This is a genomic window from Eggerthella sp. AM16-19 (assembly GCF_003474385.1).
GTDB lineage: Bacteria > Actinomycetota > Coriobacteriia > Coriobacteriales > Eggerthellaceae > Senegalimassilia.
The window spans coordinates 27,615-50,428 of sequence record NZ_QUCY01000010.1; the positions used below are offsets into that span (position 1 = coordinate 27,615).

Genomic DNA, 22,814 nt, shown 5'->3' on the forward strand with positions numbered 1-22,814 from the left:
AGAACCGCCGCATCGGCTTGCGCCAAAGCTCCTTCCGAAAACACGGTTTCAAGCTTGGCGCGAGCGATGATGGATTCAACGGAAACAGTTGCCTCGTCAGCCATGCCGAGCACTTCTTCGATAACGCCGCACGCGGCCTCGTGTCGAGACGGATATGCCGTCATGCGAACGCGCACAAGCGCTCTATCCGGGATATCCGGCGAATCGGCGCGCATGGTGAAAATGTCATAGGGGATATTATGATCCTCGGGCACCACCACGCCGAAAGGCTCGGCAACCTCATAGCGCCCCACCACGGTATCGTGCGCGCGGTCGATGACGCGCAGCACGCGCGCCGCCGGCCGATCGGCATGCGCGCCGCCGGACGCGCCGCGCGCGGGAAGCGGTGCCACTTCCACCAGGTCGCCGTCGAAAGCCCCCGCCATCTTCGATTCCGGGATGAAGTATTCCCCTTCTGCCGTCCGTACAAAACCGAACGATCCCGCATGAACCACCAGAATGCCGTGAGGATTGGGGCGCGGACGGCGACGCGTGTGCTTGCGCGTGCGCCCCATCTACTCACGCACCATGGATTGCGCGGTTTCCATGGCCAACGACTTTTGATTGTCGTCATCGTCGGAACGGCCGATGGAGATGTCGGGGTTGATGCCCAGCCCATCGATGTCATGATCGAGCGGGCTTTTGTAGTACGCGGCCGTATAGCGCAGCGCACCGCCGAACGTGAGCTCATGGGTGACCTGCACCGAGCCCTTGCCAAGCGTAGTGGTGCCCACGATGGTAGCTCGTTCGTTATCCTTCAACGACGCGGCAATGACCTCGGCCGAAGACGAGGTGTTGCCGTTAACGAGCACCACCAGCGGCTTGTCGGTAAGCACATCGCCCGTGGCGTTTTTCGTGGTCTCGTCCGAGCTCTTCGTGGTGATGCGCACAATGGTGCCGCTTTTGATGAAATAGCTGGAGATGTCAACGGCCTGCGTGAGGTATCCGCCGGGATTGTCGCGCAGGTCCAGGACATAGGATTGCGCCCCCCTTGCATCCAGATCGACGATGGCCTGCCGCACGAGCTGGGCGGAATTCTGCGTGATTTGCTTCAGCTGGATATAGCCGACGTTGTTCGTGAGCTCGGTGGCGACGTTTTTGACCGTTTGGTCCGTGACGGTGAGCGTGGTGGTGAACTCGGTGCCTTTGATGTCGTCAAGCGAAGAGCCGCGTCTCCAGGTGATGACCACCTGAGAGCCCTGATCGCGCTTGATGGCCTGCGTGACCTCGGATGCGGACCAAGCGTGGCTGCGGTCGCCATCAATGGAAACCACCACGTCATTGGTTCGCACGTCGGCCATCTGCGCCGGCGATCCCTCGAACACGTCGACCGCGTAGGCGCTGCCGTTGTATTCGTTGAACAGCACGCCGATGCCGCCGCCGTTGTCGGAGGCGTCGGAGGTAGACGAGGAAGCAGCGAAGCGGCTTGCATCGTAATAGCGCAGATACGGGTCCTGAGTGGACACGGCGAACGCATCGAGCATCTTAGTGGTGGCGGTGTCTAGATCATAGGAATCAAGGCTGTCCTTGTTCACGATGGTCTCCACCTCGCCCACACGAGCCGAAAGCGAGTTATAGGTTTGCTGCGTTTGCGCAGCCTTCGCCTTCGCGTCCTGGGTGCCCGTGAGCTGCGAAAGGCCCAGCGCATCGAGCAGCTCCATGTCTCCGCGAACGGCGAAGCCGCCGACAAATGCGGCGGCTACGACGATGATCAAGCTAAATAGCTTCGCGAGCTTTATGTTGCGGGCCCGCGCCTTGCGCGCGGACGCCGCCATGTTGGCAAGTTTATCGGTATGCCTTGGCATGCATGCTCCTCAAGCGCTACACCTTCAGATAACGACGCATAGCGAATGCCGAGCCGATCAAGCCGATGACCAGGCCGAACACCGCAAGCATCACATAGAACATAGCGAACGTGCCAGCGGAAAGGTCGATGGGCAGCCACGTCAGCGCATCCTGCAGCTTAGGCAGGGCCACATTGCGCAGGACCTCGAGGGTGCCGATGGCAAGCGCAGCGCCGACGATAGCGTGCAGCGCGCCCTCCATGAGGAACGGCCCTCGAATGAACCCGTTGGAAGCGCCCACCAAGCGCATGATGGCGATCTCCTTGCGGCGAGCCAAAATGGCCAAGCGGATGGTGTTGTTGATGAACACCAGCGCGATGAAGATGAGCAGGCCCACAAGCGCCACGCCGATAACGCGCACATAGCTGGTCAGCTGGAACAGGCGGTCGACCGTCTTTTCGCCGTAACGCAGCGAATCGGAGGGGTCGGAGGGGTTGTCGCAGATCTTCTGGAACGTCTTGTTCGCCTCGATCTGGGAGGCAACGTCCTCGACCATCTTCGGGTCGGACAACTCTACGTCGATGGAAGCTGGCAGCGGGTTCTGCCCGTCAAGCGACTCGGCGATATCAGAGCTGGAAGACGACTTGAAGTTCTCCAGCGCCTGCTCCTTATCGGTGTAGCTGACGTTGGCGACCGAGGACATGGATTTGATGTCGGATTGCAGCGACTGCACATCCGAGCTGGATGCGCTATCGGCGATCCAGACCGTGATGTTTACTTCCTGCTCCACGGACTTCACCACATTGTTGACCACTGAACCGCCCACCAAGAAGATGCCGATGATGAGCAACGACAGGAAGATGGTGACGATGGAGCCGAGCGCAGTGGAAAGGTTGCGCGTGAAGCCGGTCAGCGACTCTTTGAGGAAATAGAAGAAACTAGACATCGAAACCGTACACCCCTCGATCTTGGTCGCGCGTCAGGTTGCCGCGGTCGAGCGCGATAACGCGGCGACGCATGTTATCCACCATCTCGCGGTCATGGGTTGCCACGACCACCGTGGTGCCGGTGCGGTTGATGCGCTCGAGCAGGTCCATGATGCCGCGCGAGGTTTGCGGGTCAAGGTTTCCCGTGGGCTCGTCGCAGATAAGGATGGGAGGACGGTTCACGATGGCGCGCGCGATGGACACGCGCTGCTGCTCACCGCCGGAAAGCTGATCCGGGCGCTTGTTGAGCTTGTCCTGCAGACCGACCAGACGCAGAACCTCGGGGACCTGCGTTTTGATGACATGACGGGACTTGCCGATTACCTCGAGCGCGAACGCCACGTTCTCGAACACCGTTTTGTTCGGAAGCAGCTTGAAGTCCTGGAAAACGCAGCCGATGTTGCGGCGCAGATACGGCACGCGCCAGTTGCGCATGTTCGCAAGATCCTCATCGGCGATGTAGATATGGCCCTGCGTGGGCTTGACCTCGCGGATGAGCATGCGGATGAAGGTGGTTTTGCCGGAACCGGAATGACCGACCAAGAACACGAACTCGCCGGCGAAGATCTGCAGGGAGACGTCGTTGAGGGCGGGCTTGTTAGGCTGAGCCGGGTACACCTTGGTCACATGGTCGAACGTGATGACGGGCGTACCCGACTGCTGCGGGGTATCTTCGATCTCAAGCGTCGGAAGCGACGCGGACAGCTGCGATGTCACCTGTCGCGGCGGCGCAGCATGGGCGCCTGCACGCCTTTGCGGGCGCACGGGAGCCGCATGGCTCATATCGTTCGTCACAGTTTGCTCCATTCATGTAGTGATGTACTGAGACGAAGACGATTCTATCAGATGCCCTACTTGAGCGTGAGGCTTTTCACAGCTTTGACAATCGCCTTGGAGTCCAAGCCGAAGTACGCCATAAGCTCCTCGAACTCGCCGGATTTGCCGAAACGGTCGTCCATGCCCACGAAGCGCATGGGCACCGGGCACTCCTCGGCAAGCGCACGCGACACGGCCGTGCCCAGGCCGCCGTGGATGCTGTGCTCCTCTGCGACGACCACGCGGCCGGTCTTGCGAGCGGACGCCACGATGGTGGCGCGATCGAGGGGCTTGACGGAGAAGGCGTCGATGACCTCGGCGGACACACCCTCGGCGGCAAGCTCGTCGGCGGCGGCCAAGGCCTGCTCAACCTCAACGCCGCAGGCCACGATGGTGACATCGGAGCCCTCGCGCAGCGTGTAGGCGCGGCCGAGCTCGAGCTCTACGCCGTCGGCGTACACGGCCGGAACGCTGGCGCGGCCCATGCGCACATACACCGGGCCCGGCGTTTCGGCGGCCAGGCGAATGGCGGCGACTGCTGCGGCGTAGTCGGCCGGCACGAGCACGCGCATGTGCGGAAGACCTGCCATAAGCGAGATATCCTCGAGCATCTGGTGGCTGCCGCCGTCAGGACCCACGGACACGCCGGCGTGCGTAGGGGCGATCTTGACGTTCAGATCGGAATAGCACACGGTGTTGCGGATCTGATCATAGGCACGACCGGTGCCGAACACGGCGAAGCTGCCGGTGAACGCGATGTTGCCGGTGGTCGCAAGACCTGCCGCCACGTCGACCATGTTCTGCTCGGCGATGCCGCAGTTGAACAGACGGTCGGCGTAGCCGGCCTTCGCGAACTTGGCCGTGGTGGTGGAGCCGGTCAGGTCGGCATCGACGGCGACGACGGGCACGCCTTCGCCGGCGAGCTCCGCCAGCGTTACGCCGTAAGCCGCGCGCGTGGCGCGCTTGACCTGGGACTGTTCTGCGTTTGCAAGCGTAACCATCGCTTATGCCTCCTTACGTGCGGCCTCGAGCTCGACCACAGCCTGCTCGGTCTGCTCGGCATTGGGCGCCTTGCCGTGCCAACCAGCCTGGTTTTCCATGAACGACACGCCGCGGCCCTTGATGGTGTTGGCCACGAGAACATGCGGGCGGCCGTCGGCGGCGCACTTGGCGGCGTTGAGAGCCTTGATGAGCGCGTCGATGTCGTGGCCGTCAACCTGGCTTGCCTCCCAGCCGAACGCGGAGAACTTGGCGCACATGTCGCCGGGGTCGCACACATCGGCGGTGTCGCCGTCGATCTGCAGATGGTTGCGGTCGACGATGGCCACAAGGTTGTCCAGGTTCTCATGGGCGGCCCACATGGCGGCCTCCCAAACCTGGCCCTCCTCGCACTCGCCGTCGCCGAGCAGGCAGAACACACGCTGGGGCTTGCCCGCCAGCTTCAGGCCGGCGGCCATTCCGGCGGCGATGGACAGGCCCTGGCCGAGAGAACCGGTGGAAACCTCGACGCCCGGGCACAGGTTGCAGTCGGGATGGCCCTGCAGGCGCGTGCCCAGCTTACGCAGCGTCTTGAGCTCCTCGCGCGGGAAATAGCCGGCATGCGCGAGCGCCGCATAGAGCGCGGGCGCCGCATGACCCTTCGCCAGAACGAACCGGTCGCGGTCCTCCCACTTCGGCTGCTCCGGATCATAATCCATCACGCCGCCGAAATACAGCGCGGTGAGGATGTCGGTGCACGAAAGCGAGCCGCCGGGATGTCCGCTTCCCGCCTCGGCGATCATGCGCACGATGTCGATGCGCATATCGCATGCCCGCTGCTCAAGCTCGGTCATTGCTTGTCCTTTCGTCGTTTTGACGCTTTCACTATCAACAGGGAACGCAGCTTCCCGCATCCCGCTATCGCTATACCATGGCTCCCCTATCGGCGGCGTTGCGCCGGTAAGAGGACGGTGCTCCAAGCCGCTTCATGCGTCCGCAAGCACGTTAAGAGTTACTCCTGCGACACGCGCCACTTGTGGTAGCCCACCACGAACTGGTCGATGTCGCCGTCGAGCACCGCATCCACGTTGCCCGTCTCCACGCCGCTTCGCACATCCTTGACCAGCTGATACGGGAACAGCACATAGTTGCGGATCTGGCTGCCGAAGCTGTTCTCCATGCGCTCGCCTCGCAGCTCGTCGATCTGGTCGCGACGCTTCTGCTGCTCGATCTCATAGAGCTTGGATTTCAGCACGCGGATGGCGGCATCCTTGTTCTGCAGCTGCGACTTCTCGTTTTGGCACGTGACCACGATGCCCGTGGGCATGTGCGTCAAGCGCACGGCCGAGTCGGTGGTGTTGACGCACTGGCCGCCCGGTCCGCTGGAACGGTACACGTCGACGCGCACGTCGTTCATATCGAGGTTGACCTCGATATCGTCGGGGAGCACGGGAAGCACCTCGACGGCAGCGAAGGTGGTATGACGGCGCTGCTTGACGTCGGTGGGGCTGATGCGCACCAGGCGGTGCACGCCGTTCTCGCTGCGCAGCATGCCGTAAGCCAAACGACCTTCGATCTGCAGGGTGGCCTTGTTCAGGCCGACGGCCTCCGCACCGGGGACCAGGTCGAGGACCTTGACCTTCCAGCCCTTCGAGTCCGCATAGCGGCTGTACATGTTGTACAGCATCTCGGTCCAGTCCTGAGCTTCCAGGCCGCCTTGACCGGGGCTGACGGTGAGGATGCAGTCGCCGTCGTCGAAACGCCCGGAAAACCAGCTTTCCACCTCAAGGGCGTCGAGCTTGCCGTCAAGCGTTTCAAGGGTCTGCTGCACCTCTTCGGCGAACAGGGGATCCTCCCCTGCCAGCTCGTGCGCGGCACGGGCGTCGTCGAGCAACGAGACTGCGGCGTTGTACGCATCGATGGTGTCGCGCAGGGAGCTTGCCTGCTTCGACACGATTTGCGCGCGCTGCGCATCGTCCCAGAAGCCCGCCTGCGCGATCTGCGCGTCGAGCGCCGTGAGCTGGGCGGTTTTGTCATCGATGTGCAGGAAGCCGTGCGCATCGGAGACGCGCTGGGCAACCTGTTCGATATCTTTCAGTTCTTTATCTGCCATAGTTATTCCATACTACCAGCAAAACGCCCCGCGCTTGCGTGCAGGGCGTTGGAGTGCATAGTTTCTTCGCGCCTTCGAAGACGCCGGTTCGGGCTACCTATCCTTGCCGTGGCACTTCTTGAACTTCAGGCCGCTCCCGCACGGGCAAGGGTCGTTGCGTCCCACGTTGGCGAACGGATCGTCTTTATCCTTGACGTAGGTCTGGGGTTTCGCCGGCGCGGGCTTGGGCGCCGAACCCGCCGCCTGCTGAGCGCGCCGGGCAGCCTGCTGCTGGGCGACGGCGTGGCCCACGCCCGTCTGCCCGAGCGCCTGCTCGGGGTTGGAATAGCTCACGCGGCCCTCGAGCGGATTGGGCTCGGCGGGCATCTGCGGAGCGGCGGATGCCGCCACCTGCAGGCGCAGCAGGGTGCGCAGATACTCCTCGTACATGGAGTGCGTCAGGTTGCTGAAGGCACGGTAGGCCTCGTTCTTGTACTCAACCAACGGGTCGCGCTGGCCGAAGGCGCGCAGGCCGATACCGGTTTTCAGGTAGTCCATATCCTGCAGATGCGCCATCCACCTGCGATCGATGATGCGCAGCATAACTTGCGATTCCAGCATGCGCATGATGGGCTCGCCAAGCTCGGCGGTCTTCTGCGCCACCACGCCGTCCAGATATGCCTCAAGCGCCTCGCACACCTGCGCCGGATCGTCATCGTGATCGACCTCGGCCGCATGGAAGTCGTTAAGGCCAGTCATAGACGCCGCCCACAGATCGACCGCCTTGCAATCCCAGTCGTCGCTCGGCAGCTTCTCGGGGCAGTTCTCCTCCACCACGGCCTCGACGGCATCGGCCACGATCTCGGGGATGCGGCCCTCCATGTCCTTGCCGTCCAAGATGGCGTTGCGCTCCTCATAGATGGCCTTGCGCTGCAGGTTCATGACGTCGTCGTATTCAAGGACGTTCTTACGCGCTGCGAAGTGCATGCTTTCAACCTGGCGCTGAGCGGATTCGATGGCCTTGGACACCATGGATGCCTGGATGGGCATATCGTCGGGCATGTTGGTCTTCTCCATCATGGCGCCGATCTTATCCATGCGCGAACCGCCGAACAGACGCATAAGGTCATCTTCGAGCGACAGGTAGAACTGCGTGGTGCCCGGGTCGCCCTGACGGCCGGCACGGCCGCGCAGCTGGTTGTCGATGCGTCGGCTTTCGTGGCGTTCGGTGCCGATGACGCACAAGCCGCCGGCTTCCAAGACGCGCTTCTGCTCGGCTTTGCACGTTGCGCGCGCGATGTCGAGCGCCTCCTTGCGCTGACCCTCCGAGGGCGCCGGCAGGCCGCCTTCGTCGGCGGGCTGCATGCCTGGCTCGAGATCGGGATCGAGGCCGCGCTCGAGCAGCACGTCGTCGGCGAGCACGTCGGGGTTGCCGCCGAGCAGGATGTCGGTACCGCGACCCGCCATGTTCGTGGCGATGGTGACGGCGCCGACACGGCCGGCCTGGGCGATGATATGGGCCTCGCGCTCGTGGTTTTTCGCGTTGAGCGTCTCATGCTTGATGCCGCGCTTGTCGAGCAGGCGCGAGAGCCTCTCGGAGCTTTCGATGGACACCGTGCCGATAAGGCAAGGCTGACCGGCCTGATGGCGAACGGCCACGTCATCGGCCACGGCATGGAACTTCGCATCGACGGTGCGATAGATCAGATCGTCCTCATCGATACGTTTTACCTGCTTGTTCGGCGGGATAGCCACGACCGGCAGCTTGTAGATCTGGCGGAACTCGGCGTCCTCGGTCATAGCCGTGCCCGTCATGCCCGAGAGCTTGTCGTAGAGGCGGAAGTAGTTCTGCAGCGTGATGGTGGCAAGCGTCTGGTTCTCCTCGCGCACCTGCACGTGCTCTTTGGCCTCGAGCGCCTGATGCAGGCCCTCTGAGTAGCGGCGGCCCTCCATGATGCGGCCCGTGAACTCGTCGACGATCTTCACCTCGCCGTTAACGACCACGTAATCGACGTCGCGATGGAACAGGAACTGCGCCTTGAGCGCCTGCTGCAGGTGATTGGGCAGCTGGCCGGACGGGTCGGCATAGATGTCGTCGATGCCGAGCATGGTCTCGATCTTGGTGAGGCCGGACTCGGTAGCGTTGATGGTCTTCTTCGCCTCGTCCATCTCGAAGTCCTCGTCAAGCTTCAAGGCGGGCATGACGCGGGCGAACTTGTTGTACGTGTCGGCGGCGCGCGTGCCGGCGCCGGAGATGATCAGCGGCGTGCGGGCCTCATCGATGAGGATGGAGTCGACCTCGTCGACGATGGCGAAATGATGGCCGCGCTGCACGCGGGCGTCGGTGCGCGTAACCATGTTGTCGCGCAGGTAGTCGAAGCCGAACTCGGAGTTAGTGCCGTAGGTGACATCGGCCTGGTAGGCGAGCTTCTTGGCCTCGGGGCGCATTCCGTTCTGGATAAGGCCCACGCTCATACCCAGAAACTCATACACCTGCCCCATCCACTGGCTGTCGCGGCGCGCCAGGTAGTCGTTGACGGTGACGATGTGCACGTTCTGCCCGCCAAGGGCGTTGAGATAGCCGGCAAGCGTGGACACGAGCGTCTTGCCCTCGCCCGTGCGCATCTCGGCGATCTGGCCGTCGTTGAGCGCCATGCCGCCGATGAGCTGCACATCGAAGTGACGCATGCCCAACGTTCGAACCGACGCTTCGCGCACCGCCGCGAACGCCTCGGGCAGCACGTCTGCCGTGGAGGCGCCTGCCTGCACGCGACCGCGCAGCTCGTCGGTGAACGCGCGCAGCTGCTCGTCTGATTTAGCCTGCATCTCGGGCTCGAGGCCGCCGATCTTGTCGGCCAGGGCCTGGTAGTTCTTCAGCTGCTTGCCTTCGCCGAACGTGAGCAGCTTGGAGAGGAAACCTGCCATATGAGCGCCATTCCTTTCAGCGCCGGCCCTGTACGCCGGCGCGGGTTCGTTCAATCAACTCACTCTAACATATTCTCGATTTAGCTAGGTTCCATTAACCGACGTGCACAGCTTCTTCGCAGCGCCGCGCAGCTTTTCGCAGGGGTTTGCCCTCGTAGAGCTCTTGCTCCCCCTGCGCGCTTCACCCAAACGCGCACCGAAACGAGACCGCCCGCATAAATCGCTGCAAAGACGCGAGCTTGCAAGCCCTTGCAGCGATGGCGCCCTACACGCGCTCCTCGACCTCGATGATGGATCGGTACAGCCGCATCGTCTCGGCCGAAGGGTCGATGCCTAGATCGTCGGCCAGATACCGCCGGCAGGCGAAGTAGGTTTGCAGCGCCGCGGTGCGCTGCAGCGAGGCTATCTGGGCGCGCATGAGCGCCACATACACGTCCTCGCGCGAATCGTCGCGGGAAAGCGCCGCACGGGCGAACCACAGGCCCTCCCGGGGATCGCCCGAATCAAGCAGCTTCCCTGATGCCGCCACCAGGGCATCTACCAGGCGGTTTTTGCAATCCTCGCGAAGCCCGTCGATGACATCGCAGCCATCGTCGCCCGGCAGAAGCTCGTCGGCGAACGAATCTTCGACGCGCGCGAACAGGTGGCCCCATCCACCGCGGCCTGGACGGTTGAACAGCAACGCGCGACATACCTCCTCAAGCTCGAGAACGTCGCTTGCCAGCAGACGGGCCTCTATGCACACGCCGTTTTGATGCCTGATAAGGTAGGGGCAATCTCCGTCGGGCGTCGAAAGCGCCGAGCGCAGCTGCGACCAGGTGGCATAGAAGTTCTTTCGCCGGCATGACGCGCTCGACTCGGGCCAGAGCTGCGCAGCCAGGCGATCGCGCGACACGTCGCGCCCGCGGTTAAGCACGAGCAGGGCAAGCAGGGAGCGAACCTTCTGCCGCGAAAGGTGCCCCGACTCGACCGCAACATCGCCCACCTTCACCTCCAAGCGGCCGAACAGGTTCACGGTAAGGCGCGGCGGCGCCGGCATTGCGGGCATCGCCGTCCCCCACGCCACTTTGCGAAACGCATCGGGATGCGTGCTCTCGAACGACGCGCGGGAGCGCAGCTTGCGGGCACGAGCGCGCTCGCACTCCATGCGCTGCATGGACAGGGCCCTCTCAAGCCTGTTCGCCGCCATTGCGCAGCGGGGGTCCAAGCCCGGCATATCCAAGTATCCGCGCTCCAACACGCGCGAGAACGAGCAAGCCGCAAGGGCCTGGGCAAGCGTGAGCGACCCGATTGCGGCAAACGCCCGGGAAACGTCGCGGGCGACCGCGGCCGCCACGCGCTCGGCCAGCTGCACCGCCAGCAACCCCTCGGAGCCGCCCGCATCGTCAAGCAGCTTCGCGGCGCACAGCAGCGCGCCTTCCGCAAGCTCCGCCCCCTCGAACGCCATAAGCCACGCCTGCGCGGGAAGGATGTCCTCGTCAAACGCCGGATCGACCACGCAGGTCATGGCGTTCAGATGGGGAAACGGCCCATCGCCCAGCTCGCGTATGGCCGACACGCATGCGGCAGCGGCTTCCCCCACCGAGCCGGAAAGCTGCACGAGCTGCGCCACCGCCTGCTGCGCAGGGTCGGCGCCGCAGGCAAGGGCGCGACGCGCCGCAAGGCAGCCCGCCACGTTCTCGCCCAGCAGCGCGCAGCGCACCGCCTCCTCAAGATGCTGCTGGGCGTCAAGCTGACGGAAATCCAAACTTGCATATAACGTGCGCGCATTCAGGAGGCACGCCGCATCGCGCAGCCGGCGGCTTTGCGAAGCAAGCCAGGTGCAGCGCACGTGAGCGGATGCCAAGCAACGCATGACCTCGCAAGCCCGGGCACAGCGCCCAGCGTCCATGAGAGCCTCTGCCAATCGCAACACGAACGCGCCCGCATCCTCATGCGCGCTCGCACCGAGATTCGCCAGCCTGTCCGAGAACGCCTGGGCGATCTGGGGCACTCCGAACGGAGCCGCGCAAAACGTGCCGCGCACGCGATCAACGCCCACGTAAACATAGCTTCGCTCCAAAAGCTCCGCCACCTCATCGTCGATACGGACGATGCGCCTGGCGTCGGAAAGGCTTCCCGACCCCAGGCACAGCAAGGCGAACAGAGCCGCCATCACATCAGCGGGCAGCTCCTCGGACGCGGCAAGCTCCAAAAACGCAGGCGATACGGACTCTCCCCAGGCAAGCGCCGCCACGCGGCTGCAACGCGCGACATCGTGCGCCGGGGTCTCGGCGATGTCGGAAGGCAGGCGCGCGAAATCCACCTCCTCGTCGCTGAGCAGCAGGTCGCCCGCACCTACGAGCATGCGATCGGTCTGGTCGGCGAACACATCGGCCGCCGGCGTGCAGGTGATGAGCGCCTCGCAACCTCGGTCGAGCAGATCATCGAGAACGGCGCCGAACAACTCGGCTCGCAGGGAATCAAGCGGCGGGACATCCTCGAACACGGCGAGAAAGGACTGGTCGTCGACTTCGACGAGACCATCGACGATGCCGCGCGCGTCTAGATCGCGCAAAAAGCACGGGCTGGCGCAATCGATCCAGAACACGTGGTCGAACGCGAACACCGTTTCAGCGTATTCAAGTGCTAGAGTGCTTTTCCCGAAACCTGACGGGGCCACCATGAACCGCGCGACGTTGCGCTCACGCAACAGCTTGGCCACCAGCGCCGGGCGCGGATACGCGCGCAAAGAAGAGAACCTGGACGGCCGGTTACCACGGCACGCCGATTGAGCTAAAAAGGACAGCATCCTGCAAACCCCCTATAAGACGGGATCGGATGCTTGGCCTGTGCTGCCGTCACCATACCGCAATATATTGATGTCGACAAGAGCCGGTAATTCGATAATGCAAGGTGATTTCATATATATTCACAAACCATAGGATTGTTCAAACTATATGTTGTGGGTATCACAAAGCGAACTCACAACAGATTCGAGGTCCGGATACAACGATGCCCGCACTCCTTGCGACGTGCGGGCATCTGCTAACGGCACCGGCGGCGCCTTGAACGGTTGTGGGGATGATACGCTACGCTTCGCGGCCAACCAGCTTGGCGATGCGCTCGGAATAGGTCAGATCGGTCAAGCCGGCCTCCCCTTCCAGATCGACCAGGGGCGCGTCATTCCACAGCGACTCCAGGCGATAGTAATCGCGCGTTTCGGGCTGGAACACGTGCACGATGAAGCTGCCGTAGTCCAGCAGCGACCACGTGCCGTCGGCCGTGCCCTCGATGTGATAGGGCTTCGCGCCGCCGCGCAGACGACATTGCTCCTCGATCTCGTCGACCACGGCATCGACCTGACGGTTGTTCGACGCCGTGCAGATGACGAAGTACTCGGTGACGCCGATCAGGTCGCCGACCTGCTGCACCATGATATCGGTGGCCTTCTTCTCGTTAGCGGCCTGTGCGGCGATGATGGCGCACTCGCGCGGGCTGAGAAGGTCGGGCTTCTGACGTCCGTACATATCCACGCCCTGGTTGATGGGGGCGTTGTTGTCCACTGCCTCGTTCACTTGCTTCCTTTCGCATCGTTTGCGGCGGCGCGCTCACGTGCGCGTGCCACGTAATAGTTCCAAACGGTCACGGTATCGGGATGGATGAGCTTGCGACGCTCGATGAGGTTTCCCACCACGTATACGAGCGTTGCCATGAACAGCTCCTCAAGCTCCACCTTCCCCACCATATCGCGCAGCTTGTCGACCCCCGCGCAATAGCGCCCGGGCTCGATGACGTCTGCCACGTACACGATAAGGTCGAGCGGCGACATGCCTACGGCCCCGGTGGTATGCAAGCGGATGGCCTGCAGCAACGGCGCCGGAAGCTCAGGGAATTCCCTGGCCAGCGCTGCCGCGGCGGTAGGGCCGTGCAGCAGATGGGGCATATCCAGATAGCTTGCCAGCTGATCGGCGATGCCGAGCTCGACCGCGCGGGCGCGGATGCCCTCGTCGTCGTAGCCCTTATCCCAATCGTGCAAAAGCCCCGCCAGACGGGCCAGACGTTCATCCTGCCCGTAGACCCGCGCCATGCGCGCCGCCGTCTCGGAGACCCCCAGGGAATGCTCGAACCGGCTACGTTTCACGCGATGCGCGAGGTCTTCGCGTCGGGCCTGGTAAAACGCATCGCCGAGAACGTCTGCCGCACCCAGCTCCGTTGCCCTGTTTCGATCCGGTTCGACTTCGCTCACTTCGCACACCGCTTCCCTGTTCCGCTTCCAACCATAGAGCCCATGGGCGGCAATATAGTCGAGCACCCGCTGCACCGTCAAATAACGTATGGACAGGCCCGCTTGCACGCGGGCGCGCAGGTAGCTTGACGACACGGCCAGCCCCGTCGCCTCCAGCATGTGAATGCGGAAGTTGCCCGACCGCTCTATGGTAAGCCGGGTTTCCTCCGAAAGGGCGTATCCCGGCCGCGTTGCGGCGATCAACTCCGCCATGCTGGCGATAGCTGCGCTTTCGCGCCACTTCAAGATGGAGCATACCGCATCCGCGCCCGTGATGAAGAACAGCGCCACGTTTCCCGGATAATGTTCACGAAGCTGGCGCAGCGTATCAGCCGTGTAGGTGACGCCCGGGCGGTCGATCTCGATGCGGCTGACATCGAAAGCGGGGTTGCCGTGAACCGCCAGGCGGCACATCTCGAAGCGCTGTTCGGCGGGCGTGACGTCGCGCTTGAGCTTGAACGCCGGCTTTCCCGCGGGGATGAACACCACCGCATCCAGATCGAACGCCTCGCGCGCCTGCTCGGCGCAGGCCAGATGCCCGATATGGATGGGATCGAACGTACCGCCCATGATGCCGAGGCGCACTGGGCTGCCGTCGGCCCCAAGATCGTCGAAGCGCTCGCAGACCACGGGCGCAGCCGCCGCTTGCACACACCCGGCTTCGGCGCTGGCTTGCGTAAGGCCCATCCTAGGCGCGCACCTGCCCCGAGCCGCGCAGCACGTACTTGTACGAGGTCAGGCCCTCGAGCGCGAAGGGACCGCGCACGTGAAGCTTCTGCGTGGAGATGCCGATCTCAGCGCCCAGGCCGAACATGCCGCCATCGGTGAACGCGGTTGAGGCGTTCACGTACACCGCCGCCGCATCCACTTCGTTGACGAACCGCTCGATGGCGGCCGCGCCTTCGGGAAGCTTCGGATCGGCGACGATGGCCTCGGAGTGCATCGTGCCGTAACGATTGATATGGGCGATGGCCTGCTCAGGGCCGCTGACGCAGCGCACGGCCAAGTCAGGGGAAAGGTATTCCATTTCCCAATCCCGCTCGGAAGCGCGCTCTACCTGCAGCGCAGCATCGGTCGGTAACCGCTTTTCACCGGCAGCAAGGGCGGCCTTGCACGCAAGCTCGTCGCCATGGATGCGCACGCCCTTGTCTGCGAGCATGCCGAACAATTCCGGCAGGAAGCGCTCGGCCACAGCTTCGTCGACGAGCAGCGTCTCGCAGGCGTTGCACACGCCATAGCGACGGCACTTGGCGTTGACGACGATGTTTCGCGCCATATCGAAGTCGGCCGTGGAGTGGACGTACACATGGCAGTTGCCCGTTCCCGTCTCGATAACGGGAACCTTCGCGCAATCGACGCAATGGGCGATAAGGCCCGCACCGCCGCGCGGCACAAGGACGTCGACCACGCCTCGCAGGCCCATGAGCACGTCGGCCGCGGCGCGATCGGTGGACTCGATGATGCCGATGCAACCGGCGGGCATGCCAGCCGAAACCGCCGCATCGTGCAGCACATGCGCGATGGCGGCGCAGGACCTGGCCGCCAAGGAACCGCCGCGCAGCACGCAAGTGTTGCCCGACTTCAGGCAGATGCCCGCAGCATCGGCAGTGACGTTGGGGCGTGCCTCGTAGACGACGGCCACCACGCCGAGCGGGACCGCCACGCGCGAGAGTAGGATGCCGCTGTCGAGCGTGCGCGAATCGAACACGCGGCTGAGCGGGTCGGGAAGCGCCACCAGGTCCTCGAGCGCGTCGGCCATGGCCATCACGCGCCCTTCGTCGAGTATCAGGCGATCGAGCAGGCTTTCCTTGGTGCCGGCTTGACGCGCTGCGTCCATATCCTGGGCATTGGCGGCCACGATGGCGCCGGACCGATCGCGTAAGGCACGAGCCATAGCGGTCAGGGCGGCGTTACGCTCCTGCGCGGTAGCCTGCGCGAGCGCCGGGCTAGCATTCTTGGCGGCCTGCGCGACCGCCAGCACTTCCTGTTCCAGCATGATCGACTCACATTCTGTCGTATATCCAAAGCACGGGGCGAAAGGCCCCTATTCGAAGACCACCAGCTCGTCGCGGTGCACCAACGGACGCTGGGTCAGTGCGGCGAGCAGGCGGTTGCGCTCGAGCACCTCGCGCGTTTTGCCGCAGGCAAGCTCCACCTCGTCAGCGGAGAACGCCGCGCGGCCGCGGGCGAACAGATGGCCCGCAAGGTCTTTGATGTCGACGATGTCGCCGGCCTCGAAACGACCCTCGACGCCGGCAACGCCCACGCAAAGCAAAGATTTGCCGTGCCCGATGAGCGCCGACTTCGCACCTTCGTCGACCACCACCGCGCCGCGCGCCGAGTCGCCAAGGGCGATCCATAGCTTGCGGGGCGTGATCTCGTGGGGCTTCTCCAACGCCGAGAAACGCGTGCCGACGGCCTTGCCCGCTGCCGCATCCTCGACCACATGGGGCTGGCGACCGTAGCAGATGACCATGGGGATGCCGGCCACCATGAGCACGCGCGCGGCTTTGATCTTGGTGATCATGCCGCCCGAGCCCACCGTGGAACCGGCGCCGCCGGCGACCGCCAGGATCTCAGGCCCGATGCTTTCCACATGAGGAATGAGCTTGGCATCGGGGTTCGTGTTCGGATTGCCGTCGTAAAGGCCGTCGATATCCGAAAGGATGACCATGAGGTCGGCATCGATCAAGCACGCGGCCAGCGCGGCGAGCGTGTCGTTGTCGCCGAACTTGATCTGCTCGACGGCAATGGTGTCATTCTCGTTGATGATGGGCACCACGCCCAGCTCCAGCAAGCGCAGAAGCGTGTTGCGGGCATGCAGATACGCATGGCGATCTGCCGTATCGCGGCGGGTGAGCAACACCGTGGAGGTGACGATGCCGTGAGCCGCGAATGCCTCGGCATACGCCGTGGCCAAAGCCGACTGCCCCACCGACGCCGCAGCCTGCAAGCTTGGCATGTCGCTGGGACGCTTCTGGATGCCCAGGGCCTCAAGGCCGCACGCGATGGCGGCAGACGTCACGATGACGGGCTGCCAGTCAGCGGCCCGCACTTTTGCGATCTGGTCGGCAAGCGCCGCCAGGTACTCGTAATCGATGCTGCTCTCCGACGTGGTGAGCGTCGAAGAACCGATCTTTATGACCAGGCGCCGTGCGGCGCCCGCCCTAGCATCCAGCTGCTCCATTAGATATCAAGCTCCTCGAACAGATCGGCGGCCGTCCTGGTAGACTCGAACTCGAAGGCGCGCCCACAAATGCGGATCTCGTCGCCATCGACGGCGCCCGCCTTCTCGAGCGCCTCCTCGACGCCCACGCGCTTGAGGCGGTGCTGCAGAAACACCACGGCCTCCTCGTTTTCCCAATCGCACTGCACCACCATGCGCTCGACCTGGGCGCCCACCACGCGGAACACGCCCTCGGAGAGCTTGCGCACGGTGAAGCGCCTGTCGCGGGCCTCGCGCTTGAGCTCCCAAACGTGCTCGTACTGCACGTCGGACGCCTCGGCCTGGCGAGCCTGCTCGCGAAGCTCGTGGACCTGGTTGGCGATGGCCGCCTTCAAACTGTCCACGCCCTCGCCGGTAAGCGCGCTGATGCAGTACACCTTTGGGTCGATGGGGCTCGGCGCGAACTCGTTGCCGCCGGCAGCCGCGATGGAATCGGCCTTGACCTGGGCCTTCAGTCGCTCCAACGCCTCTTCGGTACCCGCGACGTCGATCTTGTTCGCCACCACGATGCGCGGGCGCGCCGCCAGCTCGTCGGCGTAGAGCGCCAGCTCGTTGTTGATGATCTTGTAATCATCGAGCGGGTCGCGGCCCTCCCAGTCGCCCGTGAGGTCGACCACGTGCACGATGAGCGCGGTGCGCTCGATATGGCGGAGGAACTCGTGTCCCAGGCCGCGCCCCTCGTGCGCTCCCTCGATGAGACCGGGGATGTCGGCCACGACGAAGCTCAAATCGCCCGAGCGCGCCACGCCCAGGTTGGGCACGAGCGTGGTGAACGGGTAATCGGCGATCTTCGGGCGTGCCGCCGAGATCTTCGAGATAAGCGAGCTTTTGCCGGCAGAGGGCATGCCTACAAGCGCCGCGTCGGCCATAAGCTTCATCTCAAGCTCGATCCAGCGCTCCTGCGCAGGCTCGCCCAGCTCGGCGAACGCCGGCGCGCGACGCGTAGAGGTGACGAAGTGGATGTTGCCGCGGCCGCCCATGCCGCCGTCTGCCACGGTGATGCGCTCGCCGTCGTGGGTAAGGTCGGCCATGAGCTCGCCGGTTTCCTTGGATTCCTCGAAGTATTCGTGGACCACGGTGCCCACCGGCACCTTGAGCACCAGATCGTCGCCCGTGGCGCCGTGCATGCGGCTGCCCTTGCCGTGCGTGCCGCGCTCTGCCTTGAAGTGGTGCTTGAAGCGGTAGTCGATCAGCGAGGACACGCTGGCATCGGCTTCGAGCACCACGTTGCCGCCATGACCGCCGTCGCCGCCGTCGGGACCGCCCTTGGGCACGTGCGCCTCGCGGCGAAACGACATGCAGCCGGCGCCGCCGTCGCCGCCCTTGACGTGGATTCGGACCTTATCAATGAACACGATGTGACCTCCATCGGTTTTAGGATTGCGTGTATCCCCTGATTGTATACGAAAAAAGCCCCCTGCAAGGCAGGGGGCTTCGCGAATGCATAGATGCCACGCACGCGTGTGCGGCTTGTGCTACGCCTGGGGGCGGACATGCACGCGACGCTTCACGCCACGCGTGAACTCCAGCGTGCCGTCGCACAGAGCGAACAGCGTGTCGTCCTTGCCACGGCCGACGTTGTCGCCGGGATGGAACTTGGTGCCGCGCTGACGGACGATGATCTGGCCCGTCTTGATCTGCTGGCCGGCGAACATCTTCACGCCCAGTCGTTTTGCGTGGGAATCGCGGCCGTTACGGGTAGAACCGAGACCTTTCTTATGTGCCATTTCATTCCCTCCTTACAATTAAGCGATGGACTTGATCTCAACGCGCGTGAGCTGCTGGCGATGGCCGCGCAGCTTCTTGTAGTTCTTGCGCTTCTTGAACTTGAACACCAGCTGCTTGGGGCCCTTGAACTGCTCGACGACCTCAGCGGTGACCTTCTTGGCAGCTGCCTTGGCCGGATCGGCCTCGACGGTGGAACCGTCGACGAAGCAGATGACCGGAAGCTCGACGGTGGCGCCGACCTCGGCGTCCAGCTTCTCGATGTTGAGCTTGTCCCCGACGGCAACCTTGTACTGCTTGCCGCCCGTTTTCACGATTGCGTACATGTTTTCTCCTACTTTCGAAATAAACGCAAGGCGATAGCTTAGCAGCGCGACCGTAGCAAGTCAACGAAGTGATCGAATGCACAGTCTCCGCGTATCATCGCACTTATTTCCGCTGCGCCTCCTCGGGCACAACATTCGATATGATACCAGATGTTGTGGACACACGCGGCGGCGTTGCCCGCTTTTTCCGCATCGCCACCCCGCTTCACGGAATGCCCACAAGCTAGTGCGCTTCAGCCCAGGTATCGGCAGCCGAGATATCGGCGAGCAAGGGCACCTTCAGCTCGGCCACGTGCTCCATAACGTCGCGGACCATGGCCGAGAGCGCCTCAACTTCCCCATCGGGCACGCTGAAGTCCAGCTCGTCGTGCACCTGCACGAGCAAGCGGGCCTTGAAGCCCTCTTTCATGAGGCGCTCCTGCACCTGGCGCATGGCAAGCTTGATGATGTCGGCAGCGCTGCCCTGCATGGGGTGGTTCATGGCGGTGCGCTCGCCGAAGCCGCGCGTGTTGCCGTTGGCGGCGCGCAGCTCGGGGATATGGCGCTTTCGCCCGAACATGGTTTGAGCATAGCCGTTGGCGCGGGCCTGCTCGACCGTTTCATCGAGATAGGCGCGCACGCCGGGATGCACCTCGAAGTAACGGTCGATCATGCCCTTCGCCTCAGCGATGGAGATTCCCAGGCTTTGCGCCAGCCCGAACGCCTGCTGGCCGTAGACGATGCCGAAGTTCACCGCCTTGGCGCGGCTGCGCTGCTCGGGCGTGACCTGGTCGATGGGCACGTCGAACACGCGCGACGCCGTGGAGGCGTGGAAGTCGGCGCCGCTGGTGAACGCCTGGACGAGCGCCTCGTCGCCTGAGAGGTGCGCGAGCAGGCGCAGCTCGATCTGAGAGTAGTCCGCCGAGAGGAACTTGCATCCCGGCTCAAGCGGGACGAAGCACTCGCGGATATGGCGCCCGAATTGCGTGCGCACGGGGATGTTCTGCAGGTTGGGATCCGATGAGGACAAACGCCCGGTGGTGGTGACGGTCTCGTTGAAGCTGGAGTGCACGCGCCCGTCGCCGGCGCGCATGCGCGGCAGGGCGTCGATGTAGGTGGACTTGATCTTCGCCAGCTCGCGATAGCGCAGAACGAGGGCGGGCAGCTCGTGGATCTCGGCAAGGTCTTTAAGCACCTTGGCGTCGGTAGAGTACCCGCGCTGGGTTTTTTTGCGCGCGGGCAGCCCAAGCACCTCGAACAGGATGTGGCCGAGCTGCTTGGGGGAATCCACGTTGAACTCCTGGCCGGCAAGCTCGAAGATCTGCGTTCGCAGGCCCTCGATTTCCTCGCCCGTGGAGGCGCCCAGCTGCGCAAGACGCTCGACGTCGATGGCCGCGCCGGTGCGCTCCATGATGGCGAGCACCGCCACAAGCGGCAGGTCGATATCGAAATAGGCGCGCTCCGAGCCCTCGTCCTCAAGGGCGCGGGTAAGCGGGCCGACCAGGGTGCGCGCGGCGGCAGCCTGCGCGGTTGCGCGTTGCTCTTCGGTTTTCGCCACGGGCAGCACGCCGCCCATATAGGTGTCGAGCAGCACATCGTAGGTATACTCGGACACCGAGGAGTTCAAGACGTACCCGGCAAGCCCCAGGTCGAAGGTGCGCATGGACATGAGCTGCCCATCGTCGACCAGCGCGGGAAGGGCGTTGTCGGTCGGATAGACGCGATGCACCGCCGCCTTGACATCGATTGCGGCGAAGTTACCGCCGGCGACCAAACGCGCAAGCTGGGAAAACGCCGCGTCGTCGGTGAACACGGCGCAGCCCTGCGAAGCGGACACCGCCACGACCGACCCGCCGCCGAACAGCGACTCCTGCTCGGGATCGACGATGGCAACGCCCACCTGCTCGCCCGATTCCAAGACCGCATCCACAAGCTTCTCGGCCTCTTCGCCGTGCAGAACTTGGCCCACCTCGATGGCGGCGGACTCGCGCTCGGGGGCCTCGCCCACCAGCTTGAGAACGCGCGTCAGATGCGAGTTGAAGCGATACTTCGAGAACGCCTCGGTGACGGCCTGGGGGCTGAACGCGGGGAACGCCGCGCCCTCGAGGTCCAAGGGGAAATCCAGGTCGCGCACGATGGTTGCCACCTTGCGGCTGGTGAACGCCGCCTCGCGGTTTTCCTCCATGCGCTCCTTCTGCTTGCCGCGAAGCTCGTCGATATGCTCGTAGATGCCCTCGAGGCTGCCGTAGGCGCCCAGCAGCTTCGCCGCCGTTTTGTCGCCCACGCCCGGCACGCCGGGGATGTTGTCGGAGCTGTCGCCCTTGAGCCCCAGGAAATCGGGGAACTGCGAAGGCTCCACGCCGTAACGCTCGCGCACCTCGCCCGGCCCGTAGATGGCCACGTCGGTGATGCCCTTGCGCGTGGTGACCACGTGCGTGAGCTCGGAGCACAGCTGGTAGACGTCCTTATCGCCCGAGACCAGCAGCGTGCGATAGCCCAGCTCCTCGTCGCGCGCCGCAACGGTTCCCAGGATATCGTCGCCCTCCCAGCCCGTCACGCGCACCACGGGGATGCTCATGGATTCGAGCAGCTCCTCGATGATGGGGAATTGCGCCTTCAGGCCCGGGTCCATGGGAGGGCGCTGGGCCTTGTATTGCTCGAGCGCCTCGGTGCGGAACTTCGGGCGCCCGGCATCGAAGGCGCACACGATGGCGTCGGGATTGGAGATGTCGATGAACTTGAGCAGCATGGCTATGAAGCCAAACACCGCGTTGGTGGGCGTGCCGTCCGGGGCGTTCATGGTCGGCGGCACCGCGTGGAAGGCGCGGTGCATCAACGAGTTGCCGTCGATGACGGCCACTTTCTTCTCAGGCATAAGGCTTCCTTCAGGTTGGTTGCGCTTTCCCACCATTATATAAGCGACGAAGGGAAAGCGGCGCCAACCGCATCAGACAAGCACCGTTTGCCCGCTTCGCTACGCGCTCCAAAGGTAGCCGACGCCGCGCACCGTCTCCAGATGCTGCGAAAGCTCGGGGCCGAGCTTTGCGCGAACGCGCCTGACGTGCACGTCGACGGTGCGGCTACCGCCGTAGTAATCGAAGCCCCACACGCGGCGCAGCAGGGCATCGCGGCTGTACGTGCGGCCCGGATGGGTGACCAAAAAGGCCAGCAGCGCGTATTCAAGGTACGTGAAGTCAAGCGGCTCCCCGCCCACCGTCACCTGGTACGTTGCCAGGTTGATGGTCATGTTGTCCACCGTCACGAAATCGGTCGAGGTGCTCTCGTTGCCGGGCCACAGAAGCTGGCGGATGCGCGCGGCGCACTCCTCGCTGCCGGCGCCGTGCACCACGAAATCGCTTTTCACCTGCACGGGAAGGCGGAACTCGGGAAGCTGCGCCTCGTTGACGATGACCAGCAGCGATGCCGAGCCGTCCTCGAGCAGCACCGATTCCACCTGCGACAAGGTTGCGAGCGCATCGGCGCGCGCCTCGTAGATGACCAGGTCGTAGGAAGGATGCTGGGACAGCAGCTTTTTAAACTGCACCGAGGACCCCGCCGCGACATCGACGTCCAGGCCTGAGAGCACCTGCTGGAACTTATGGGCGTTATCAAGGCTGTCGGCGATGAATATGACCGTTTTCCTCATTGTTAGCGCACCTCCTTACGTCGCA

General features: G+C 63.9%; 17 protein-coding genes and 1 pseudogene. All 18 read right to left on the reverse strand.

Translation table 11 applies throughout. The features are described from left to right. Window positions 1-554: pseudogene (locus DW178_RS11520) on the reverse strand (3'-5' exonuclease); the annotation flags it as partial. Then, window positions 555-1,844, reverse strand: coding sequence for a S41 family peptidase (locus DW178_RS05245; RefSeq protein ID WP_118350042.1), 1,290 nt, complete (start codon window positions 1,842-1,844; stop codon window positions 555-557). Between the two features lie 16 nt (window positions 1,845-1,860). Beyond that, window positions 1,861-2,769 (reverse strand): permease-like cell division protein FtsX, encoded by a 909-nt coding sequence (gene ftsX / locus DW178_RS05250; protein ID WP_118350043.1) that lies wholly within the window; start codon window positions 2,767-2,769, stop codon window positions 1,861-1,863. Further along, window positions 2,762-3,604, reverse strand: a complete 843-nt coding sequence (gene ftsE, locus DW178_RS05255) for a cell division ATP-binding protein FtsE (protein ID WP_042433871.1) — start codon at window positions 3,602-3,604, stop codon at window positions 2,762-2,764. The genes ftsX and ftsE overlap by 8 nt, the downstream gene beginning before the upstream one ends. 56 nt (window positions 3,605-3,660) lie before the next feature. Then, window positions 3,661-4,626 carry a transketolase family protein gene (locus DW178_RS05260; RefSeq protein ID WP_114621185.1) on the reverse strand — a complete coding sequence of 322 codons (966 nt, stop codon included), beginning with the start codon at window positions 4,624-4,626 and terminating at the stop codon, window positions 3,661-3,663. Between the two features lie 3 nt (window positions 4,627-4,629). Continuing rightward, entirely contained in the window at window positions 4,630-5,457 is an 828-nt protein-coding gene (locus DW178_RS05265; RefSeq protein ID WP_118350044.1) for a transketolase, read from the reverse strand. Between the two features lie 158 nt (window positions 5,458-5,615). Next, window positions 5,616-6,716: a peptide chain release factor 2 gene (gene prfB, locus DW178_RS05270; RefSeq protein ID WP_118350045.1), complete on the reverse strand. Its 1,101-nt coding sequence runs from the start codon at window positions 6,714-6,716 to the stop codon at window positions 5,616-5,618. Window positions 6,717-6,809: 93 nt separating this feature from the next. After that, window positions 6,810-9,620, reverse strand: coding sequence for a preprotein translocase subunit SecA (gene secA, locus DW178_RS05275; protein WP_118350046.1), 2,811 nt, complete (start codon window positions 9,618-9,620; stop codon window positions 6,810-6,812). 265 nt (window positions 9,621-9,885) lie between these two features. Then, window positions 9,886-12,411: an AfsR/SARP family transcriptional regulator gene (locus DW178_RS05280; RefSeq protein WP_158574073.1), complete on the reverse strand. Its 2,526-nt coding sequence runs from the start codon at window positions 12,409-12,411 to the stop codon at window positions 9,886-9,888. Window positions 12,412-12,691: 280 nt separating this feature from the next. Then, on the reverse strand, window positions 12,692-13,129 hold the full coding sequence (rsfS, locus tag DW178_RS05285; protein WP_042435097.1) for a ribosome silencing factor: 438 nt from the start codon (window positions 13,127-13,129) through the stop codon (window positions 12,692-12,694). A gap of 44 nt (window positions 13,130-13,173) precedes the next feature. Further along, complete coding sequence (gene nadD / locus DW178_RS11525) at window positions 13,174-14,574, reverse strand: nicotinate-nucleotide adenylyltransferase (RefSeq protein WP_286168525.1); 1,401 nt, start codon at window positions 14,572-14,574, stop codon at window positions 13,174-13,176. A 1-nt stretch (window position 14,575) separates the two neighbouring features. Beyond that, a complete protein-coding gene (locus tag DW178_RS05300; protein WP_118350048.1) occupies window positions 14,576-15,883 on the reverse strand; it encodes a glutamate-5-semialdehyde dehydrogenase in 1,308 nt (435 codons plus the stop codon). 48 nt (window positions 15,884-15,931) lie between these two features. Further along, complete coding sequence (gene proB / locus DW178_RS05305; RefSeq protein ID WP_118350049.1) at window positions 15,932-17,074, reverse strand: glutamate 5-kinase; 1,143 nt, start codon at window positions 17,072-17,074, stop codon at window positions 15,932-15,934. Then, entirely contained in the window at window positions 17,074-18,468 is a 1,395-nt protein-coding gene (gene obgE / locus DW178_RS05310) for a GTPase ObgE (protein WP_118350050.1), read from the reverse strand. The genes proB and obgE overlap by 1 nt, the downstream gene beginning before the upstream one ends. 120 nt (window positions 18,469-18,588) lie before the next feature. Beyond that, a complete protein-coding gene (rpmA, locus tag DW178_RS05315) occupies window positions 18,589-18,840 on the reverse strand; it encodes a 50S ribosomal protein L27 (protein WP_042433844.1) in 252 nt (83 codons plus the stop codon). Window positions 18,841-18,858: 18 nt separating this feature from the next. Next, window positions 18,859-19,164: a 50S ribosomal protein L21 gene (gene rplU, locus DW178_RS05320; protein ID WP_118350051.1), complete on the reverse strand. Its 306-nt coding sequence runs from the start codon at window positions 19,162-19,164 to the stop codon at window positions 18,859-18,861. 223 nt (window positions 19,165-19,387) lie between these two features. Further along, window positions 19,388-22,018 carry a DNA polymerase I gene (polA, locus tag DW178_RS05325; RefSeq protein WP_118350052.1) on the reverse strand — a complete coding sequence of 877 codons (2,631 nt, stop codon included), beginning with the start codon at window positions 22,016-22,018 and terminating at the stop codon, window positions 19,388-19,390. A 99-nt stretch (window positions 22,019-22,117) separates the two neighbouring features. After that, window positions 22,118-22,789 carry a winged helix family transcriptional regulator gene (locus DW178_RS05330; RefSeq protein ID WP_042433833.1) on the reverse strand — a complete coding sequence of 224 codons (672 nt, stop codon included), beginning with the start codon at window positions 22,787-22,789 and terminating at the stop codon, window positions 22,118-22,120. Between the last annotated feature and the right edge of the window lie 25 nt (window positions 22,790-22,814).